Annotated in this window: 17 protein-coding genes and 1 tRNA gene; 9 read left to right on the forward strand and 9 right to left on the reverse strand. The window is 38.0% G+C overall.

Annotation, left to right across the window (positions count from 1 at the left end; all coding sequences use genetic code 11):
* Positions 1-2 precede the first annotated feature (2 nt).
* Positions 3-75 (reverse strand) — tRNA-Lys (locus ACTJJF_RS18615).
* A gap of 116 nt (positions 76-191) precedes the next feature.
* Between ACTJJF_RS18615 and ACTJJF_RS18620 the strand changes: the two genes are divergently transcribed.
* Positions 192-707: a shikimate kinase gene (locus ACTJJF_RS18620; RefSeq protein WP_065400624.1), complete on the forward strand. Its 516-nt coding sequence runs from the start codon at positions 192-194 to the stop codon at positions 705-707.
* Between the two features lie 24 nt (positions 708-731).
* Here the strand turns inward: ACTJJF_RS18620 and ACTJJF_RS18625 are convergent, their stop codons facing one another.
* Positions 732-1,169 (reverse strand): RNA-binding S4 domain-containing protein, encoded by a 438-nt coding sequence (locus ACTJJF_RS18625; RefSeq protein ID WP_065400623.1) that lies wholly within the window; start codon positions 1,167-1,169, stop codon positions 732-734.
* Positions 1,170-1,224: 55 nt separating this feature from the next.
* Between ACTJJF_RS18625 and ACTJJF_RS18630 the strand changes: the two genes are divergently transcribed.
* A complete protein-coding gene (locus ACTJJF_RS18630) occupies positions 1,225-1,965 on the forward strand; it encodes a hypothetical protein (RefSeq protein WP_440700619.1) in 741 nt (246 codons plus the stop codon).
* A 67-nt stretch (positions 1,966-2,032) separates the two neighbouring features.
* Here ACTJJF_RS18630 and ACTJJF_RS18635 read toward each other — a convergent pair whose 3' ends face one another.
* From ACTJJF_RS18635 to ACTJJF_RS18655, 5 genes are all read right to left on the reverse strand, one after another.
* Positions 2,033-3,550 (reverse strand): FMN-binding glutamate synthase family protein, encoded by a 1,518-nt coding sequence (locus ACTJJF_RS18635; protein WP_065400621.1) that lies wholly within the window; start codon positions 3,548-3,550, stop codon positions 2,033-2,035.
* A gap of 54 nt (positions 3,551-3,604) precedes the next feature.
* Complete coding sequence (gene mtaB / locus ACTJJF_RS18640) at positions 3,605-4,951, reverse strand: tRNA (N(6)-L-threonylcarbamoyladenosine(37)-C(2))-methylthiotransferase MtaB (protein WP_440700620.1); 1,347 nt, start codon at positions 4,949-4,951, stop codon at positions 3,605-3,607.
* 66 nt (positions 4,952-5,017) lie between these two features.
* Positions 5,018-5,608, reverse strand: coding sequence for a DUF1572 family protein (locus tag ACTJJF_RS18645; protein ID WP_312302081.1), 591 nt, complete (start codon positions 5,606-5,608; stop codon positions 5,018-5,020).
* Positions 5,609-5,697: 89 nt separating this feature from the next.
* On the reverse strand, positions 5,698-7,812 hold the full coding sequence (locus ACTJJF_RS18650) for a T9SS type B sorting domain-containing protein (RefSeq protein WP_312302079.1): 2,115 nt from the start codon (positions 7,810-7,812) through the stop codon (positions 5,698-5,700).
* 162 nt (positions 7,813-7,974) lie between these two features.
* Positions 7,975-8,772 (reverse strand): hypothetical protein, encoded by a 798-nt coding sequence (locus ACTJJF_RS18655; RefSeq protein ID WP_440700621.1) that lies wholly within the window; start codon positions 8,770-8,772, stop codon positions 7,975-7,977.
* Between the two features lie 203 nt (positions 8,773-8,975).
* Between ACTJJF_RS18655 and glgP the strand changes: the two genes are divergently transcribed.
* Complete coding sequence (gene glgP / locus ACTJJF_RS18660) at positions 8,976-10,640, forward strand: alpha-glucan family phosphorylase (RefSeq protein ID WP_312302075.1); 1,665 nt, start codon at positions 8,976-8,978, stop codon at positions 10,638-10,640.
* 78 nt (positions 10,641-10,718) lie between these two features.
* Here the strand turns inward: glgP and ACTJJF_RS18665 are convergent, their stop codons facing one another.
* Both ACTJJF_RS18665 and ACTJJF_RS18670 read right to left on the reverse strand, forming a co-directional pair.
* A complete protein-coding gene (locus ACTJJF_RS18665) occupies positions 10,719-10,907 on the reverse strand; it encodes a DUF6496 domain-containing protein (RefSeq protein ID WP_002984739.1) in 189 nt (62 codons plus the stop codon).
* An 11-nt stretch (positions 10,908-10,918) separates the two neighbouring features.
* The gene (locus tag ACTJJF_RS18670; protein WP_065400614.1) at positions 10,919-11,392 is read right to left on the reverse strand and encodes a hypothetical protein; all 474 of its coding nucleotides are present in this window, start codon (positions 11,390-11,392) and stop codon (positions 10,919-10,921) included.
* A 121-nt stretch (positions 11,393-11,513) separates the two neighbouring features.
* Here ACTJJF_RS18670 and ACTJJF_RS18675 point away from each other — a divergent pair, with 121 nt between their 5' ends.
* From ACTJJF_RS18675 to ACTJJF_RS18700, 6 genes are all read left to right on the forward strand, one after another.
* Complete coding sequence (locus tag ACTJJF_RS18675; protein WP_440700622.1) at positions 11,514-13,643, forward strand: S9 family peptidase; 2,130 nt, start codon at positions 11,514-11,516, stop codon at positions 13,641-13,643.
* Positions 13,644-13,652: 9 nt separating this feature from the next.
* Complete coding sequence (locus tag ACTJJF_RS18680) at positions 13,653-14,453, forward strand: hypothetical protein (protein ID WP_440700623.1); 801 nt, start codon at positions 13,653-13,655, stop codon at positions 14,451-14,453.
* A gap of 133 nt (positions 14,454-14,586) precedes the next feature.
* Positions 14,587-16,242 carry a peptide MFS transporter gene (locus ACTJJF_RS18685; RefSeq protein ID WP_312302068.1) on the forward strand — a complete coding sequence of 552 codons (1,656 nt, stop codon included), beginning with the start codon at positions 14,587-14,589 and terminating at the stop codon, positions 16,240-16,242.
* 131 nt (positions 16,243-16,373) lie between these two features.
* A complete protein-coding gene (locus ACTJJF_RS18690) occupies positions 16,374-18,128 on the forward strand; it encodes a peptide MFS transporter (protein ID WP_440700624.1) in 1,755 nt (584 codons plus the stop codon).
* A gap of 60 nt (positions 18,129-18,188) precedes the next feature.
* Positions 18,189-19,181, forward strand: a complete 993-nt coding sequence (locus tag ACTJJF_RS18695) for a PDDEXK nuclease domain-containing protein (protein ID WP_440700625.1) — start codon at positions 18,189-18,191, stop codon at positions 19,179-19,181.
* Between the two features lie 23 nt (positions 19,182-19,204).
* The gene (locus ACTJJF_RS18700; RefSeq protein ID WP_440700626.1) at positions 19,205-20,716 is read left to right on the forward strand and encodes a peptide MFS transporter; all 1,512 of its coding nucleotides are present in this window, start codon (positions 19,205-19,207) and stop codon (positions 20,714-20,716) included.
* The last annotated feature ends 13 nt before the right edge of the window (positions 20,717-20,729 follow it).

Genomic DNA, 20,729 nt, shown 5'->3' on the forward strand with positions numbered 1-20,729 from the left:
TGTGACCCGGCTGGGATTCGAACCCAGGACCCATACATTAAAAGTGTATTGCTCTACCAGCTGAGCTACCGAGTCGGTCACTTACTCATCAAGTTTTCATTTCAGTAATGTCCCTTGTTTTAAGTGGTGCAAAGATATGACTTTTTTCTTTATCTCAAAACTTTTTCGCAAATTTGTTTAAAAAAAAATTCATGGTAATTTCATTGATCGGATACATGGGAAGTGGCAAATCTCACATTTCCAAAATATTAAGCGAAAAAATAAATTTTAAACTCATTGACCTCGATAAAGAGATTTCCAGAAGAAATAAATTAACCATTCCTGAAATTTTTGAAAAAAAGGGTGAAATTTACTTTAGAAAACTGGAAAGGGAGGCTCTGGAAGAAATACTGGCTTCTGAAGAGAATGTAGTACTAAGCCTTGGTGGGGGAACTCCTGTTTATTATAATAATATGGAGATCATTAATCATAATTCTAAAAGTGTCTTTTTAAGAACTTCTGTAGGCACTTTGGTGGAAAGATTATCCAAACAAAAAGAAAAAAGGCCGTTGATTGCCAACATATCGGATGAAGATCTTCCGGAATTTATTGCCAAGCATTTATTCGAAAGAAATCAGTTTTACAGTAAAGCACAGTTTACGGTGGGCACAGACTCACGGGAGCCGGAGGATATTGTCAGCGAAATAATAGAAAAGCTCTATCTCTAGAGCTTTTTTATTTTTATTTTTATTTTAATCTTCATCTTCTGCATCGCCACCTGTTTCACCGAAGAAGTCATCCCAGTCTGTAAAATCAGCATCAATATCATTGCCTACATAATCATCCATGTCTCTTCTGTCTTTTTTAGTAGGTCTTCCTTCTCCTTTATTTCTGTAATAGTCCTGAGACATCTTACGAAGTTTCAGCAGTTCGTACTGTTCTTTATCTGTCACATCCTGTATATGAAGCGGAACCAGCTTTGCCCCTATTCTGCTTTTAGGAATCTGGATCACCTTTATTTTATAGTCAATCTGATTTTTACGGATCTTGATTGTATCTCCTTCTTTTACCTCCTTAGATGACTTTACGGCAGACGTTCCGATAGAAACTCTGTTCTTTTTAATCTCCTCTGCTGCAATACTTCTCGTCTTATAAAAACGAATGCTCCATAAAAATTTATCTATTCTCATAATTTTTTATACTTTTGCCGTTATATTATTTGTAAAGTAATTAAAGTTTTTTGAAATGAAAAAAATATTTTTATATATCCTTGCCGGATCTTTATGCTTTTCTGCATGTAAAAAAGATGATGACGTAGAAAGATACGTGGAGCCAGAGGAGATTGCTACGCAGAACAACTATGATGATCAGGCCATTAGAAAGTTTATGGATGAAAACTATCTTGATGTGCAGGGAAATATAAAAGCTTTCAGCGCTACTGATACTGCTGATGATCATCAAAAGAAATTATCGGAGCTGAATCCCCAGACATTGCCTTCCGGTACCATCTATATCATGAGAGACGGAGCTCAGCCTTCACCGGGTGAAGAAATCAAAGAGTCCGATATCATTAAAATTATGGGTAGATCTTATGCATGCCTTGCAGGGGAAAGCAACGGAAATGTATCATTCATTGCGCAAACTACTTTTTTAAATACAATTGACGGAAATGTAGTTCCTTACGTAGACCCTATGTACTATTACGTGAAAAAGAAGACCTTAACGGATGCTACAACGGATGCCGCCAAACAACCAGGGTACTATCAGATCTCAGGTTTCAGGGAAGCTTTGCAAAAATTCAAAGCATTTAACCTACCAAGTGATGCACCGTATAATCTTCAGGGCGTAATTATTGTACCTTCAAGAGCTGCATTTGCAAGAAACGCTCACTATCCTTATCTGAACCAGTCTTACAGAAACAGGACCTTTATCTTCAACTTCCAGATCTACGGAAGAGCAGACAGACCTGCTGATCAGAAACAATAAAATATTTCATACATATAAAAATAAAACCACCTTATTCAGGTGGTTTTTATTTTTATTGATCACTACATTATGATCTTGCTTTCTGTTTTACGTTCCCTAAAATATCCGGAAAGTAAAGATCTGCAAGATGATCAAACTCATCACCTCTCATAAACATGCTGGCATCAACTTCTTCATAAGAACTTCTTCCGGCAGCGGCAATCAGTTCATTGCAGGTATGCAGTGTATTTTTATGGAAGTGATATACTCTTTCTGCTTTATCCGTTACATCAAGCCCTTTGATCAGCATTTTATCCTGTGTAGCAACCCCTGTAGGACAGTTGTTGGAATTACATCTTAAAGCCTGAATACATCCTAAAGAGAACATAAATCCTCTTGCATTATTACACATATCCGCTCCCATGGCAACTGCTCTCAGGATATCCAGACTGGTAAGCACCTTACCGCTGGCAATCACTCTCAGTTTATTTCTTACATTATAGTTATTAAGTGTTCGGTTTACAAAGATCAAAGCAGGTTCCAACGGCATCCCTACTCCATCTGAGAATTCCGGTGGCGCAGCTCCTGTTCCTCCTTCCGCTCCATCAATGGTAATAAAGTCCGGATAGATTTTCAGCACATTCATCTGTACGCAGATATCTTCAAATTCTCTGGTATCTCCTATACATAGTTTAAACCCGACCGGTTTCCCTCCTGAAAGCTCTCTTAGCTGCTGTACGAACCTCAGCAGTCCGGCAGCGTCAGAAAATGCGGTGTGTGATGGTGGTGAAATAACAGTCATTCCCGGAGTGACGTGACGGATGGCAGCAATTTCCGGAGTATTCTTCACTCCCGGCAGCACTCCTCCATGTCCCGGTTTTGCTCCCTGTGATAATTTGATTTCAATCATTTTCACATTGGGAAGGGTTGAATATTTGGTAAATAAATCAGGATTAAATTTTCCTTCATCATCACGGCACCCGAAATATCCGGTTCCGATCTGCCAGCATAGATCTCCTCCTTCCAGATGGTAAGGTGAAATACCTCCTTCTCCTGTATTATGATAAAAATTTCCTTTTTTAGCTCCTCTGTTCAATGAAATCTGTGCCCTGTCACTCAAAGCTCCGAAACTCATTGCCGAAATATTGAATAAAGAGGCATGATAAGGCTGTGTACACTGTTCTCCTCCTACCCAGACTCTCGGAAGCTCTTCTGATGGAGATTTAGCATAAATAGAGTGCTTGATTCCTTCATATTTTCTGTGATTCACTTCCAGCTGTGTACCGAAGGCTACCGTATCACTTAAATTTTTAGCACGTCTGTATACTGCAGAACGCTGGTTCCTTGGAAATGGTTTCCCATCTGTTTCCCTTTCAATGAAATACTGCTGCATTTCGGGTGAAATACTTTCGAAAAAGTACCTGAAGTACCCCAATACAGGAAAGTTCCTCAAAATAGCATGTTTCGATTGGTAAGCATTGTAAACACCCAATGCATAGATTGCGGATAACAGCGTCGGTATCCAGTAATGCGCTCTGATCAGCAGTGCTATAACCCATGTAGCCACTACTAATACAATTCCCCAAGATAAAAACTTATCTCTCATGAATGTAGTATTTAAAAGTTTAAAAATAAATTTAGTAGAAATTTTGCAAAGAGCCTATGCTTTTGCTAAAAAACTTTGGTAGGAAGATTGCACAGAAACCGTGCCATCTGACAGGATTTTTTCTAAATTTAGAAATTCGATTTGATTTACGGATGCAGGATCAAAGTCTTTCTGGACTCTCACATAATTTTCTGTGAAGCCAAACATTTTCCCGTCTTTATTTTCGTGTTCCCAAAGTACAGGAAGCGTTTTTCCCAACTGGGTCTGATAAAATGCCATTTTCTTCTTTTCAGAAAGAATTCTGAGCATTTTGTTTCGTTTTTTTCTTTCAGCTACCGGAACAACACCGTCCATTGCTGCTGCTTCTGTATTTTCTCTTTCAGAATAAGTAAATACATGAAGATAAGTAATAGGAAGCTCGTTAATGAAATTATATGTTTCCATAAATTTCTCTTCCGTTTCTCCCGGAAAGCCTACAATAACATCTACACCGATAGCCGCATGAGGCATTACCTCACGGATCTTGTTGACTCTGTCATTATAAAGTTTCGTCAGGTAGCGGCGCTTCATTTTTTTCAACAAGTCATCGCTTCCGGACTGTAACGGAATATGAAAATGCGGAACAAAGCTTTTACTTTTAGAAACCAGTTCAATACTTTCATCTTTTAAAAGGTTCGGTTCAATAGAAGAGATACGGATTCTTTCGATTCCTTCTACTTTATCCAGTTCTGAAATAAGATCAAGGAAAGTATGCTCGTGTCTTTTGTTTCCAAATTCCCCTTTACCGTAATCACCGATATTTACTCCGGTAAGAACGATTTCTTTAATGTCTTTTGCAGCGATTTCCGTAGCATTCCTAAGAACATTTTCAATAGTATCAGAACGGGAAATCCCTCTTGCTAACGGGATGGTACAGTAGGTACATTTATAATCACAGCCATCCTGAACTTTCAGGAAAGCTCTGGTTCTGTCTCCTATAGAATAACTTCCGATAAAGAAGTCGGTTTCTTCAATTTCACATGAATGAACCACTCCTTCACTCTCTGATTTTTCCAAATCATCAAGATAGCTCAGAATATTGAATTTTTCTTTTGCTCCTAAAACCAGGTCAACTCCTTCAATCTGTGAAATTTCTTCAGGCTTTAGCTGTGCATAGCACCCAACAATTACCACCAGCCCTTCCGGATTGGCTTTCATTGCTCTCTTTACATGCAGCTTGCACTCACGGTCAGCATTTTCAGTAACGGAACATGTATTAATAACATATACATTAGCCTTATCGTCAAAACTTACTTTATCATAACCTGCATCTGTCAATTGGCGGGCAATAGTAGATGTTTCCGCAAAATTTAATTTGCAGCCAAGTGTATGAAATGCGGCAGTTCTGTGAAAAGTAGACATTTGTTACTCCTGAATTTTATGGGTGCAAAGATAGTAATTTTAATGAGAATTCAAGATTGATTCAGTCTATTGTTTATATTCATCCCTTACTTCAGGGCTGTTTTGAAAACATACGGGAGATGAATTTCCACTCTCGTCATTACCTGAAAGTTTTTTTTTCATTTCCGCATTAAATTCCTGAGACCGGTTTCTGGCAATGGAAAGTGTCTTCCAGTCTTCATTTTTTATCATTTTAGCGATATACACCATCTGACCGATATGGTAAGGATAATGTGCGAGTTGTCTGAAAACAGCATCCATCACCGAATGCGCTTCTCCCCTGATATAAATTGTTGAATAGATATTTTCATCATTGATCTGGCTTAACGCTTCAAACAGGCATTTCCATCCTTTTTCCCAGAAATCAAGAACTTCGTCTTTGGTTTTGAAGGTGTTTATAAATTCTTCATCCCGGTTACGCCCTTGCTTTTCTCCGTCTTCCGTCAGAAAATTCGTCCATCTTGAAAGCATATTTCCTGCAACATGTTTTACAATCAAAGCAATGGAGTTGCTTTCTTCATTATACTGCCAGAAAATCTGTTCATCCGTAAGCTGATCAAAAGCTTTATTTCCCAGTGATTTATAATATTCAAAACGTTTTATAAACAGGTCTTTCATTTTTTTCTATTTTGATAACGAATGTAAATATTTTTAAAAACAAAAACCACCTCAAATGAAGTGGTTTTATCTATGTACTTTATTTATAATTATTCTCTGTTTTTTACCAATACCCACCCTGAAAATTTAATAGGAGTATTCTTTTTATCATTTTCGTTCCACGTCACAGAATACCAATAGGTTCCGGTAGGTACTCTTCTTCCTCCCAGGGTTCCGTCCCATTTATAGCCATTGGTTTTATCTGCCTGGAACATCTTGCCTCCATATCTGTCAAAAACACTCAGGATCAGATTCTGCTTATTGGACAGTGCAGAATAATCTATCACATCATTGATTCCGTCTGCGTTAGGAGTAATCACATTAACAAGATTTGGAACCACAACATCTACTTCCATAGGATCGCAGTCGTAGGCATCTTTTACCAATATCCTGTACTCTCCTCTTGCAAGATTGTTGAAAACATTGGATTCCTGCCATACAATATTATCTATTGAATATTGATAAGGTGGCGTTCCTCCGGTTACAGATACGGTCAATGTATTATTAGAAATCTCAACCCCTGAAATTACGGGCTGATCCGAAGGCAGAACTTTTACGGTTTGTGTTGTGATACACTCTCCTGTTTTAAGCTTCACCCAATATTCTCCAATACCTGCTTTGATGGTTTGGGTAGTAGCCCCGGTGCTCCATTGGTAACTTTTAAATCCAGGACCTGCATCCAGTGTTGTCTGATCCTCAACGCAAATAGTTTTATCTTTCAGAACATCGGAATATACCGGCGGAATAACCTCAAGAGTAATTTTTGCCACATTATAACATCCCTGACTATTGAAAACCCTTACATATACAAAGCCGTTAGGAGCTATATAAGTACCGGCATTCAGAATTTCATTGGTCTGGCCAACCGCATCTGCCAATGAAGGATAATATTTTTTAACAGGAACAGGACTTTGCTGAACAGCTACCGCAGCATTTGTCAGATTGAATAATGCCGTAGACGGATTGCTCTCTATAAAGCATGATTTCAGGACAACATCTTTCACCTGCACTACCGGATAGAATTTCAACGTGATCTGTGCTACAGTAGTACACCCAAACTCAGAAGTTATTTTCACATAAATAACGCCTTCTGCAGAAACAAATGCCATTGGAATTGTAATTTCATTGATTCCGGCATTCAGGTCTGACATTGTATGATAGTATTTTTTAGTTACATTGGTACCGGCAAATACATCAGCTGTTGTGAGATCAAAAAGAGCGGTCCCCGCATTATTATTGTTACACCCTGTTAATGTGGCGTTTTTACCTGTAATAGCACCATTCTTAAATTTAAATTTTCCTACCTGCCTGCATTTATTAAGCGGATTGTTTGGATTTGAAGGATCCGTATAGTTGATACTGTAAAAATAAATTGTGTTGGTACCAACATCAACAGTTGTAGGAGCTGTAATAGGATTATTTCCCGTCAATGCATCGTTTTGATTCACATGATAACTTACGCTGAAGTTCGGATTTCCATTAATGATTCCTACTGATAATGTAGAAAAATCAAATAAAACTGTTCTGGCACAGATCACCACTTCCCTTGGATCGGCAGGATTGGCAGCCGGAACTCCCGGAGGATTAAAAGGATGAGGCTGAATATTCGGGTCAGTAAACGGAGATGCCAGTGTGGCTGTTCCTCCCCACGTCAGAGAAAATGGAGCTGTTGTACTGCTGGTACTGCTCACCCAGTTATCGATAAATAAATAATAGGTCTGTCCGGGCAATACATCCATATACCTGCAGTAAGGGGTAAGAGAACCTCCGGCAGCATTAGTAATTGTACTTGTCATATTTAATCCTGTAGCAGGTCCTGGTCCTATAACTGTTGCCGCATTACAGCGTATCGGAGCCCCAAGGCTTCCGCAATTTACATTAGGGCCGAAAATGGCCCAATCATAATCTGCATCGGGATTATTGGGAATAAGATCAAAAGTAAGGGTACCTCCTGTAGCAATGGTAATTTTATACCAGATGGAATTATGCTCCCCCGTAAAATCTATACAACTTCCCGAGTTGACAAGTTCCTTGATGTTCCCATATCCTGAAGGGCTATAGGTAATGTTTGAATTTCCGCAAACTGAAAGCGCTGTAGCACAATCGGCCTGAGAATAAAATGTTTGAGATATACAGAGAAGAAGAAAAAGTAAAAGTTTTCTCATAGATATATTGTTTTTATGGTTAAGTTTAATGATGAATCAGCTTGAGATTCAACGAATACCAAATATACCCATAATTTAATTACAAACAATAAAATTCAAATAGTTTTAAAATATTTTAAATAAAAAAAGCAATTTATTAAACAATACAAATCATAATACCACTTATTTTATACTTGTAATATTTCCACAAAGATTTTCAAGGTGAAAAATTTTATGGAAGGGACTTTTCACTTCTGCCAGGTGTTCTTTATCCTGAATAAAAGTATATCTTGAAGCAATAGAATTCATATCGGAAACAATAACCAGCCAGCATTCGTCAACTGAGGTATCATAATAGGGAAATTTTTCATTTTTCTTTTCTATAAGCTCAAGGATCTTCTCAGAGCAGAGCTCATCAAACAGATTCATACTGTACTCATGGGTAATAAATACATTTCTCCTGTGGAAAGATTTCCTGATACTTTTTACACAGCCCGTCGGCTTATTTTTTTTGATGCTCTTATAAATACTGATGATATTCTCCTGCTGTATCTCCAGATTATCAAGTCTGGTATCCGGATGGAATTCTAAAAAATAAACACCACGATACTTCGTGGTGTCTTCCTGTTCTAATAATATTTCTGCCTGACGGAACATTTTATTCAAAGTGCTTTCCACTTTTTTCATCTCAAGATGATTGATTACTTCGGTCAGTTCTATTCCGATTTTTTTGTCGTTTAATTTGGCGATGAAGTCCGGGCTTTCGCAGGTAAGGTTTTCAAATTTCACCTCAGGGAAATGATGCATAAAAGAGTTGAGCAGCAAAATCTCAGACTTCTTTCTGTATTTTTCACGGTCATGAAGCGGAGATTCGTCTATGGTACGGTGATACTTTTCTATGGGCTTTTTTTTCAAATGCCGGTTCAGGTAATATAAACTCAGATTCTTAATCAGATCTTCATCAGAAAATGTCTTTTTCATGTGTGATTTTTTTATTTGATTAAAGGACCCATTCATCCAATGGCTTTCATCGTTAAAAGTTTTTGATAATCAAAATTTTACACACTTAAAGATAAGTAAAAAAACAATTCAACACCCACTTTTAAAATTAATTTATTGATTAATTAATGTAAAGTTTATTTTCATAATTAATACCTTTGCCCCTTATAACACAAACCCGCATTATGGATTTTAGGAATTTTAAAATACCCTACAACATCAATCCCCAATATTCAAAAAAAACCGCCTATTTTTCAATGGAGTTTGCCCTTGAGCAGGTACTTAAAATATACTCCGGAGGCCTGGGCTTTCTGGCAGGTTCTCATATGAGGAGTGCCTATAACCTGAAGCAGGACCTTATCGGCATCGGTATTCTCTGGAAATTCGGATATTATGACCAGGCAAGGAATCATGACCAAACCCTTCAGCCGGTATGGACAAGAAAGATGTACAGTTTTCTGGAAGATACGGGAATAAAATTCCAGATCGAGATCCACAGTGCCCCGGTATGGGTAAAAGTATGGTATCTTGACCCGGAAATTTTCAATACGGCACCAATGTTCTTTCTTTCCACCGATGTTCCTGAAAATGATCACGTTTCAAAAACAATCTGTCATAAATTATATGATGCCAACGAATCTACAAAGCTGGCCCAGTATATTTTATTAGGAAAAGGAGGTGCCAAGCTACTGGATGAAATGAACTTTGAAAGAGAGGTCTATCATCTGAATGAAGCACATGGCCTTCCGGCTGCTTTTTATCTGTTGAAAAAATATAACGGAGATCTTAATAAAGTAAAAGAGAAACTGGTTTTCACAACCCATACTCCGGAAGAAGCAGGAAATGAAAAGCATAATTTTAAACTGTGCTACGACATGTCTTATTTCTCCGGCTACAGCATGAAAGAAGTAAAAAGTATTGAGGGAACAGATGACGACCGTTTCAATCATTCGCTGTGTGCCCTGAAAATGGCTAGAATTGCCAATGGTGTTTCCCAGCTTCACGGTGTAGTTTCCAGAACGATGTGGAATAAATATCCGGACATCTGCGAAATTACTTCCATTACCAATGCCCAGGAGTTCAAATACTGGGCAGACAAACCTCTTTACAATGCCAAAGACGAAAATGATGAAACTGTTTTCGATTACCGTAAAAAACATTTAAAGAAAAAACTCTTCAGCATTGTTGCAGACCAGACAGGAAATCTGTTCAACCCGAATATCTTCACCATTGTCTGGGCCAGAAGATTTGCCGGTTATAAGAGAGCCGACTTACTTTTACATGATAAAGACAGATTCTACAGACTTCTGAACAATCCGAAATATCCGGTACAGATCATCTGGGCAGGAAAACCTTATCCTATGGACTATTCTGCTATTTCCACGTTCAACACATTGGTGGAAGAAAGTAAAAACCACAAAAATATGGCTGTGCTTACCGGATATGAACTTTCATTGAGTAAATCTTTGAAGCAGGGCTCAGATCTGTGGCTTAATAATCCAAGGGTTCCAAGAGAAGCATCCGGCACTTCCGGAATGACTGCTGCCATGAACGGTTCTGTCAATTTATCCACCGATGACGGATGGATTCCTGAATTTGCAAAACACGGCGAAAACTCGTTTGTAGTACCTAAAGCAGATTACCTGAACATGAGCATTTATGAGCAGGATAATTATGATCTTAATAAGCTGTATGAGATCCTTGAGAACGAAATTCTTCCGGCTTATTATGACCGCCCTGACCAGTGGAGAAAAATACAGCAGAATGCGATGAATGATGTAAAAGATCAGTTCAACAGCGACAGAATGGCTGATGAATACTACAAGGTGCTTTATAATGATATAAAATAATGAAAAGGTATTTACCTTAAAACCTTATCTAAAACATACAAAATGCCTGGAAATTTCCAGGCATTGTTTATTGATATGTTATTTACTTTTCTTTTTTGAAGGCACTTTCAGACCTTTTTCTCTCGCTTCAGAAATACCGATCGCTACGGCTTGTTTTCTGCTCGTCACTTTCTTTCCGGAAGAAGATTTCAGTTTTCCTTCCTTGAATTCGTGCATAACTTTTCCTACTTTGTCCTGAGCTTTTTCTGAATATTTCGTCTTGCTCATGATTGTTTTTTTTAAGATTTTGGCAGGGATACCCCTAGTTCATAAACTCTGGCATGTTTCAAATATTTTGAACGCTCTCGTGATGTTACCGATTCGAAATGATCATTTTTGATCACAATAATCGGGTCTTCAGCATTTTCAATTTCAAAATTGGCTAAATATCTTTCATCGGGTGGAGACTGCTGTTGTTTTGCTTTAATTTTCTGCAGTTCATCCGCATATTTTCTAAACCCGGGATCAGAAGAATGGATAAATTTATATTCATCGCCTGCATACACATAATAATGAAGCTTTTTTTCTATCAATCCTGCTTCATCAGTAATTTCGGGATTATCATTTCCGTCCTTGAAACCTACTTCTACCAATGTACCCCCTTTTTTATGGGCACATTCTTCAGCATCTTTAAAACTGGAAAAACCTGTATAAACAATCTGGTCGTTTAATACGTAACGGTTGAGTTTCTGGTTGTATGCATTCGTTTCCATAATTATTATTTGATTTGATTATACTTAATGATATTCAATTTTTTTGCCAAAAAGCGTATTTGAAAAGCTTTTTTACAGATTTTAATAAAATTATTATCTTTGAAATCCATTACTATTAGAAATGAAAAAACTACTCTTAACTCTTACTGTTGCAGCAGTATTCCATAATGTGTCAGCACAGGAAATCACATTAGATAAAATATATTCAGGATACTACCGTGGAAAGGGCATTGCCGGAATCACTTCCATGAAAAACGGTGAAAATTACCTGGTTATTGAACCTACGGGAATTGCTAAATATTCTTACAAAACGTCTCAGAAAGAAGGAAATCTTGTTGACGGAAAGTTTGAAAGCTATATTTTCTCTGATGATGAGTCTAAAATCCTTTTACAAACCGGGAGCCAGCCTATCTACAGGCATTCTTTCCTTGGTAAATTTGATGTAAAAGACCTGAAGTCCGGAAAAGTAATCAGCCTGAATGAGGGGAAACCTGTTCAGGAACCTACATTTTCACCTGATGCTACAAAAGTGGCTTTCATTTCAGATAACAACCTGTATTATCAGGATCTTGCTTCAGGAAAAATCACGCAGATCACTACCGATGGTAAAAAGAACTCCATCCTTAATGGTCTGGCAGACTGGGTTTATGAAGAAGAATTCGGGCATGCAAGACAATATGAATGGACGAAAAACTCTGATGCCATTGTATTTGTAAAGTCTGACGAAAGCCAGGTTCCGGAAATTTATATTCCGATCTATGGGAAAAACCTGTACCCCGCTGAAATGCGTTATAAATACCCGAAAGCAGGTGAAAAAAATTCTGTTGTTTCAGCACAGCTTTACCGTCTTGATAACGGAAAAACAATGCAGCTGAACTTGGGATCTTTTAAAAATTATTACATCCCTAATGTTTTTCAGACTGCAAAACCGGATGAAATGGTTCTGATTACGTCTGAAAGAATTCAGAATGCTTCAGATATTTTAAAAGTGAATACCAAAACAGGAGCGGTTCAAAAACTATTCACTGAAACTGATGAAAAATGGATCGATACAGACAGTCCTACTTTAGAGTTCCTTGAGGACAATTCTTTCCTTTGGGCTTCTGAAAGAGACGGAAACCGTCATCTGTACTGGTATGACAAAGACGGTAAGCTTAAAAAGCAGATTACTAAAGGAAACTGGGAAGTAACGGATTACTATGGTTTCAATCCGAAATCTAAGGAAATCTATGTTCAGACTACAGAAAAAGGAAGCATCAATAAAGTGGTTTCCAAAGTAAATATTGAAAACGGAAAGTCGCAGCTGATTTCCAATACAGAAGGAAACAACTCTGCCAACTTCAGCAAAAATTACAGCTACTTCATTGAAACATCTTCTACTGCGGCAAGACCTTATACCTATGTTTTAAAAGACGGAAACGGAAAAGCGGTAAAAGAGCTTCAGAACAACAATGATCAGTTGCAGAAATTAAAAACAGATAATTTTGTTGAAAAAGAATTCATTACGATTCCCAATGCAGCAGGAGATCAGATGAATGCATGGGTCATGAAGCCTAAAAACTTTGATCCTAATAAAAAATATCCGTTGTTTATGTTCCAGTATTCCGGCCCGGGATCTCAGCAGGTTGCCAATTCATGGGACAACGGAAATGCAATGTGGTTCAATCATCTAGTACAGAAAGGCTATATCGTGGCATGTGTAGATGGGCGTGGAACAGGCTATAAAGGGGCTAAATATAAAAAAGTAACTTATATGAACTTGGGAAAATATGAGATAGAAGACCAGATTACCGCTGCAAAGTGGTTCGGAAACCAGTCTTATATTGATAAAAGCAGAATCGGAATGTTCGGCTGGAGCTTTGGAGGATATATGACCAGTTTGGCAATGACTAAGGGAGCAGATGTTTTCAAAATGGGAATTGCTGTAGCACCGGTTACCAACTGGAGATATTACGATTCTGTATATACGGAAAGATTTATGAGAACCCCTCAGGAAAATCCGGACGGATATGATAAGAACTCTCCTACAGAATATTCCAGTTTACTGAAAGGCAAGTTTTTATTAATCCACGGAACAGCTGATGACAATGTACATTTTCAGAATTCTATGGAATTTTCGGAGGCTTTGATCCAAAACAAAAAACAGTTTGATTTCATGGCCTATCCGGATAAAAACCACGGAATCTATGGTGGACAGACAAGACCTCAGCTGTATCAGAAAATGACGGATTTTATCCTGAATAATTTATAGGACTGATTGATGAAATCCGTATTTTATTTACTATTTCTGGTATGCTGGTCTGCACTGTTTTCACAGACAGCTGTAACAAATGACGGCAGAAAGGTTATGCTTTTTGAAGATAAGACCTGGAAACCCTATAGTGACAGCCTGGGAAGCTTCACCACACTGGAGGCCTCTACGGCTGGAGATCAAAAGATAATCCTTTCCGGTAATGGTCAATGGAAATTTATGAATAAAAAAACGGAAGGCTTTTATGAAAATACACTGATCAGCAAAAGCAGGTTTGATTTTTCTAAAACTGCTACATCATTAGCCCAAAGCAAAAGAACAGATGCCGGGTTTTATTATGATCCGAAACAATGGAGCATTACAGAGGAACAGCATCAATATACTCTTGGAGAATTTTCATTGCAAGGGACTTTAAACAAAGATTTACAGGCCTCTTTTGGAAGTTCTCCTGTAGACAAAGGAACTACGTTGCATGATATCAGAAATAGCGTTCTTACAAACTTGCTGATGAACCCGAGTCATTATAAAATAAGGAAAACGGAATTCAGAACAGTGAACGGGGTGGAAATGTTCTACATACAGTTTCATGACGTAGATTCCGGTTATGATATTATCCGGAACCACTTTATCACCGACGATCTGTATTGTGCAACCCTTAGTGCAGGATCTCCTGAGAAGGCCTTTACAGCTCATGAAAAAGAAATGCAAAACTTTATCAATGGTGCTGTAAAAATAAAGGTTGCTGATAAACTTGTTGAAATCATCAATGTACAGGCTCCTGTACCACCCCCGGTAAACCAAAAAAATTAAGACTCACTATAAAAATCCCTTTCAAAATTATGGAAGGGATTCTTATTAATTTCATTAATCATTTACGCCTGCATTATTTATTTTATCAATTGAAATTAAAAACTTACTTTTGGGGGAATTGAAATTTGAATATATGAAGACTAAACATCCTAAAGGGCTGCCCTATCTCTTTTTCACAGAAATGTGGGAGCGTTTCGGGTACTACCTGATTCTTGGAATCTTTGTTCTGTATGTGATTGAGCCTGCCGGCATGAAAGGAGGCCTTGGACTGCCTGACAAAACGGCTGATGATATTTTCGGAACTTATATTGCACTTACCTATCTTACTCCTTTTATCGGAGGGTTTCTGGCTGACAGGGTTTTAGGGTATATCAAATCTATTTACCTTGGCGGTTTTCTGATGGCTGCCGGTTATATAGGAATGGGTGTTTTCAAAGAATTACCGTTATTTTATACCTCTCTTGCATTGATTATTATCGGAAACGGTTTCTTTAAGCCTACTATTTCTACTCTTTTAGGTAATCTTTATTCTGAAGAGCCTTACAAAGCCAATAAAGATTCCGGGTATAATATTTTCTATATGGGAATCAATATCGGGGCGTTTATCTGTAATATTATCGCAGCCTTTATGCGTAATAAATTCGGTTGGGGTGAAGCGTTTATCACTGCCGGAGTGGGAATGCTGATTGGTATGGTTATTTTTACCATCGGAAGAAAACATTATATTCACGCTGCACAGATGAAGCCTGTACAGGAGGGAGATACAAAGCTTTCCGAGATCATGATGAAAGTATTTGTTCCCGCTATTGCTGCCGGAGCTATAGGTTGGTTTATTCCCAATAATATTTTTGGAAGCGACAGTACGGATGCCTTTATTTTCGCCTGTGTTCCTGTTATTTACTTCTACGCTTCTCTTTACTTTAAAGCTAAGCCAGATGAAAAAGCATCAATTGGTGCGTTACTTTCCGTATTCCTGATCAGTATGTTTTTCTGGGCTGTTTTCAAACAAAACGGTACAGCCTTGACAAGATGGGCTAATTATTATACGGACAGAAGTGTTCCTGCCTCTCTTGAAAAACCATTGGAAGGAATCTATATGGTGGATGGTAAAAGCTATGAAGATAAAGAAACACCTGTATATGATAATCAGTTCCGGGCTCAAAAAGACGATAAAGGAGAAACCAAAAAAGAAACGGGAAAAGACGTTTACTTTAAAAATATCTCTCCTGAACAGCGTGCTGCGCTTGAGCAAAACCCTGAAAGTAAAGTTTATCTGTACAACACGGAATTATTCCAGTCTATCAATCCATTCTGGGTAATTGCTTTAACTCCTGTTATCGTTGGTTTCTGGGCACTTCTTAGAAGAAAAGGAAAAGAGCCGTTAACGCCTACAAAGATCGTTCTGGGATTATTCATTTCAGGGCTTTCATGTCTGGTCATGGTACTGGCAGTAATGGCCGGAGATAACGGGGCTGTAAAAGTTTCTCCTTTGTGGCTTGTAGCAAGTTATGGAGTAATTACAATTGGGGAATTATGCCTTTCACCAATGGGGCTTTCTTTCGTTTCCAAACTTTCACCTGCAAGGATCACAGCATTGATGATGGGAGGTTTCTTCCTGGCGAATTCTGTGGGGAATAAACTTTCAGGAATCCTGGCAAGTACATGGTACAATTACGAAAACAAGACGAATTACTTCCTTGTGAATTTCGCTTTGTTAATATTTGCTACCCTTTTAGGTCTTTCCATGTTAAAAAGATTAAATAAAATCATGAAGGAAAAAGGACACTAATCCTTAATATTATAAAGAATATCAAGCTGCAGATGGATCTGCAGCTTTTTTATTTAAAAATAAAATTAAAAACTTGCCAAAAACCTAAAATAAACTATATTTGTCAGTCTTAACAAAAATTAACAGTAAAAATGGATAATATTGAAGCATTGAGTCCGAAACCGGATGAATTTGTAGAGAATAAGAATTCCAGACATCCAAAAGGGTTATGGGTTCTTTTCGGAACGGAAATGTGGGAGCGTTTCAACTTTTATGGGATGAGGGCACTTTTGACGCTCTTCATGGTAAATTCCTTATTGATAAAAGAAGCAGATGCTGCGATCATCTATGGTGGATTCCTGGCTTTATGTTATTTAACACCTCTTTTGGGTGGTTTCATTGCTGATAAATATATCGGAAACAGATTTGCCATTATCGTAGGTGGATCACTGATGGCGATTGGTCAGTTTTTATTATTCATCAGTGCCTCAACGTTCTCTGCTGATCTTGGAAGCGCTAAACTTATCATGTGGCTTGCCTTATTTGTTATCATCTTTGGTAATGGATTCTTCAAACCGAATATTTCCTCAATGGTGGGAAGTCTTTATCCAAAGCAGGAAAAGTCTAAGCTGGACTCTGCATTCACCATTTTCTATATGGGAATCAACATCGGAGCATTCTTAGGTCAGTTTATCTGTCCTTACGTAGGTGATGTAAAAGATGCTGCAACCGGAGTAAGAGATATTTTCGCTTTCAAATGGGGATTCCTGGCAGCTTCAATTGCGATGCTTATTGGAACTGTAACATTCTTCATCCTTAAAAATAAATATGTTGTAACTCCGGAAGGAAGACCTATCGGAGGATTACCAAAAAATAACAGTACTGCAGATTTCGAAGAAGGAGAATCTCAGACGGCAAAATTCTCAGGGGTGTCTTTAGGAATCACTGTAGGTATATTTGCTGTCCTGTTCTTTGTATTCAGATATTTACTGGTAGGAGAACTTGGATTCAACTCTATGGAGATGGGGCAAATGATCAAAGGAATCATTTATCCGTTCATTTATGCTGCAGGTATTTCCTTAGCATTCCTGATCATGTCTTCTGCAGAAAACAAGATTGAGAGACAGAGAATCTGGGTAATCTATATCGTTTCATTCTTTATTATTTTCTTCTGGGCTGCATTCGAGCAGGCAGGATCTTCTTTAACGTTTATTGCAGATAACCAGACCGACAGAAATATCTTCGGATGGAATATGCCGCCTTCAATGGTTCAGATCTTTAACGGAATCTTCGTGGTTATTCTGGCTGTTCCTTTCAGTTTATGCTGGGATAAGCTTAGAGCAAAAGGAAAAGAGCCGGTATCTCCATTCAAACAAGCGATGGGATTAGCATTAATCGCTCTTTCTTATTTTATCATTGCACACAATGTAAAAGATTTAGGAAACTCAGGTTTATTAGCTATCAAATGGCTAATGCTACTTTATTTCATCCAGACTTGTGGTGAGCTTTGTCTTTCTCCAATCGGTTTATCATTGGTAGGTAAGCTTGCTCCAAAGAGATTTGCTTCGTTATTGTATGGTGTATTCTTCATTTCCAATGCTGCCGGCTATGCTTTGGCAGGTTCATTAGGAGCGCTTATCCCTGCAACAGGTGATAAGTTTAAAAAAGCTCAGGAAATAGGGGTTAACTTACAGGATGTTCTGGATAAAAAAGTAACCCTTACAGCTGATCAGGTAGCAGCATTCGAAAAAGCTCAGTTACCATTGCATAACCCTACATTTGTAGGATTTGAAATCCATAATTTATTCGAATTCTTTATGGTATTCGTTGTACTTTGTGGTATTGCTTCGGTGATTTTAGGTTTACTTTCACCTATCTTAAAGAAAATGATGCACGGTGTCAACTAAGTGTATTCACAAAATATGAATAAAAACCTCTGCTAAGTCAGAGGTTTTTTTTATTTTCGTATGATGGAAATTTCCGAAGATTCTTTATTCCAATCCGTAAAGGAGATCATTAGGCAGTCGCGCGAAAAAGTTTTTCGAATAGCGAATTCTACTCTACTGCTCACTTACTGGCAGATTGGAAAACTTATTGTTGAAGATGAACAACAGGGAAAAGAACGTGCGGAATATGGGAAATATACTTTAAAAAATCTCTCTCAGAAGCTTAGTTTAGAATTTGGAAAAGGGTTTGATTATACCAATCTCTCCAATATGCGCAAGTTTTACACTGCATTCCCAATTGTTGACACATTGTCTCTACAATTGAGCTGGTCTCATTACCGGCTGCTTTCCAGCCAGGATGATGAAAACAAAAGACAGTATTATCTCAATGAGGCAGTACAGAATAATTGGAATGTAAGAGATTTAAAAAGACAGATCAATTCCCTTGCCTACGAAAGAGTTCTTGAACATAAAAAATCACCGGCTGAAAACATACAGAGCGTTTTAAAAGATCCATATATTTTTGAATTTTTAGGTTTAAAAGCTGATGAACAGTTCTCCGAAAAAGAAATTGAAACGGCTATTATTGATCATATCCAAAAGTTTTTACTGGAATTTGGAAAAGGATTCGCTTTTGTTGCCAGACAGCAGCATATTTCAACGGATACGTCGGACTTCTACATAGATCTTGTCTTCTATAATTACATATTAAAATGCTTTGTCATTATTGATCTGAAAACCGGAGAGCTTTCCCATCAGGATATCGGGCAGATTGATATGTACGTAAGAATGTATGATGATCTGAAACGTGGCGAAGGAGATAATCCTACCATCGGAATTCTCTTGTGTTCCGAAAAGGACGAAACTATTGTGAAATATTCCGTACTGAATGATAAAAACAATTTATTTGCCAACAAATACCTGCTGTACCTCCCAAAAGAAGAAGAATTGAAACAAATCATCGACCAGGACAGAATCCGTTTTGAACTGGATCAGAACAATAAAAACCCTTAATTAAAACTTAATCATACATCATTATGAGTGTAACTTTAGATGAAATACAAAATTTCAAAGGAAAATATCCCAGACAGATCTGGAGCCTGTTTTTCTCTGAAATGTGGGAACGCTTCTGCTTCTACGGAATGCGTGGAATGCTTGTTTTCTTTATGATCTCACAGCTCAACTTCCATGAAAGAGAAGCCAACCTTCAGTATGGAGCCACACAGGCTTTTGTATATGCCTTTACTTTCGTGGGAGGTCTTTTTGCTGACAAAATTCTAGGATTCAGAAAATCACTTTTCTGGGGTGGGCTTCTGATGATTGTCGGAAGTTTGATTCTGGCAACCGATCCGCATAAATTCTTTTTCCTGGGAATTGCATTTACCGTAGTGGGAACAGGTTTCTTTAAACCTAATATTTCATCCATGGTAGGCCAGCTTTATAAGCCTAATGATTCAAGAGCAGATGCAGGCTTTTCCCTTTTTTATGCAGGGATTAACCTGGGGGCATTATTAGGAGGTTATCTATGTATTGCTATTGGTAAAGGAGAGTTTCTTGGTAATATCATTGCTGAAGAAATGAGATGGCATATCGCATTTGGATTAGCTTCCATCGTAATGGTAGTGAGCTTAATCAACTTTGTGTTTACCCAAAGAAGACTGGGAACTATAGGACTTCAGCCGGGGCATCCTTTAGCTGAAGTGAAAACAGCTCCTATTCCGAAGTGGAAAGAATATGGAGTTTATGTTCTGTCATTGATTTTTGTACCGGTTATTATGACCATGGTTGCCAAAACACAATATACCGATTATTTTATGTGGACAATAGGTCCGTTGACATTGATCTACTTATTCTACGAAATGTCTAAAGTAACAGCTTCTGAGCGCAAAAAGCTTTGGGCAGCACTGGTTTTCATTATCTTCTCCATTATATTCTGGGGTATTTATGAGCAAAGTGGAGGTTCTTTGAGTATTTTCGCTGCAAAAAACCTGAATAAAGATCTTCTCGGACTTGATCCAAACGGAGTAAACAATTCAGGAGGAGCCTTCTTTATTATTTTCCTGGCACCGCTTATCGGGCTTCTCTGGATCTGGCTGAATAAAAGAAAAATTGAGCCGAACACCATTATTAAATTCGGTTTGGGATTCATTTTCCTAGGTTTAGGATATTATGTTTTATTTGCCACCCGTCTCTTTGCCAACATTCAGGGGATTACTTCCCTTAATTTCTTCACATTGGCATTACTGATCATTACCCTTGGAGAACTTTGTCTCTCTCCTATCGGATTATCGATCATGACCAAGCTTTCTACGAAGAACCTTCAGGGGATGATGATGGGAATGTGGTTCCTTGCTTCTGCTTACGGGCAATATGTTGCGGGGATCATCGGGGCCAGCCTTGCTACAGCAAAAGAAGGTTCTACCAACTATGATGCTTTGATCACTTATACCGATGGATATAAACAATTAGGATTATACGCCGTAATTGCCGGAGTGGTATTAATTTTGATATCTCCGTTTGTAAAAAAATTAATGCAGGAGGTAAAATAGAAAATAAGTAATT

The sequence above is a fragment of the Chryseobacterium sp. 22458 genome, from assembly GCF_052044975.1.
In the GTDB taxonomy this organism is placed as follows: Bacteria; Bacteroidota; Bacteroidia; order Flavobacteriales; family Weeksellaceae; genus Chryseobacterium.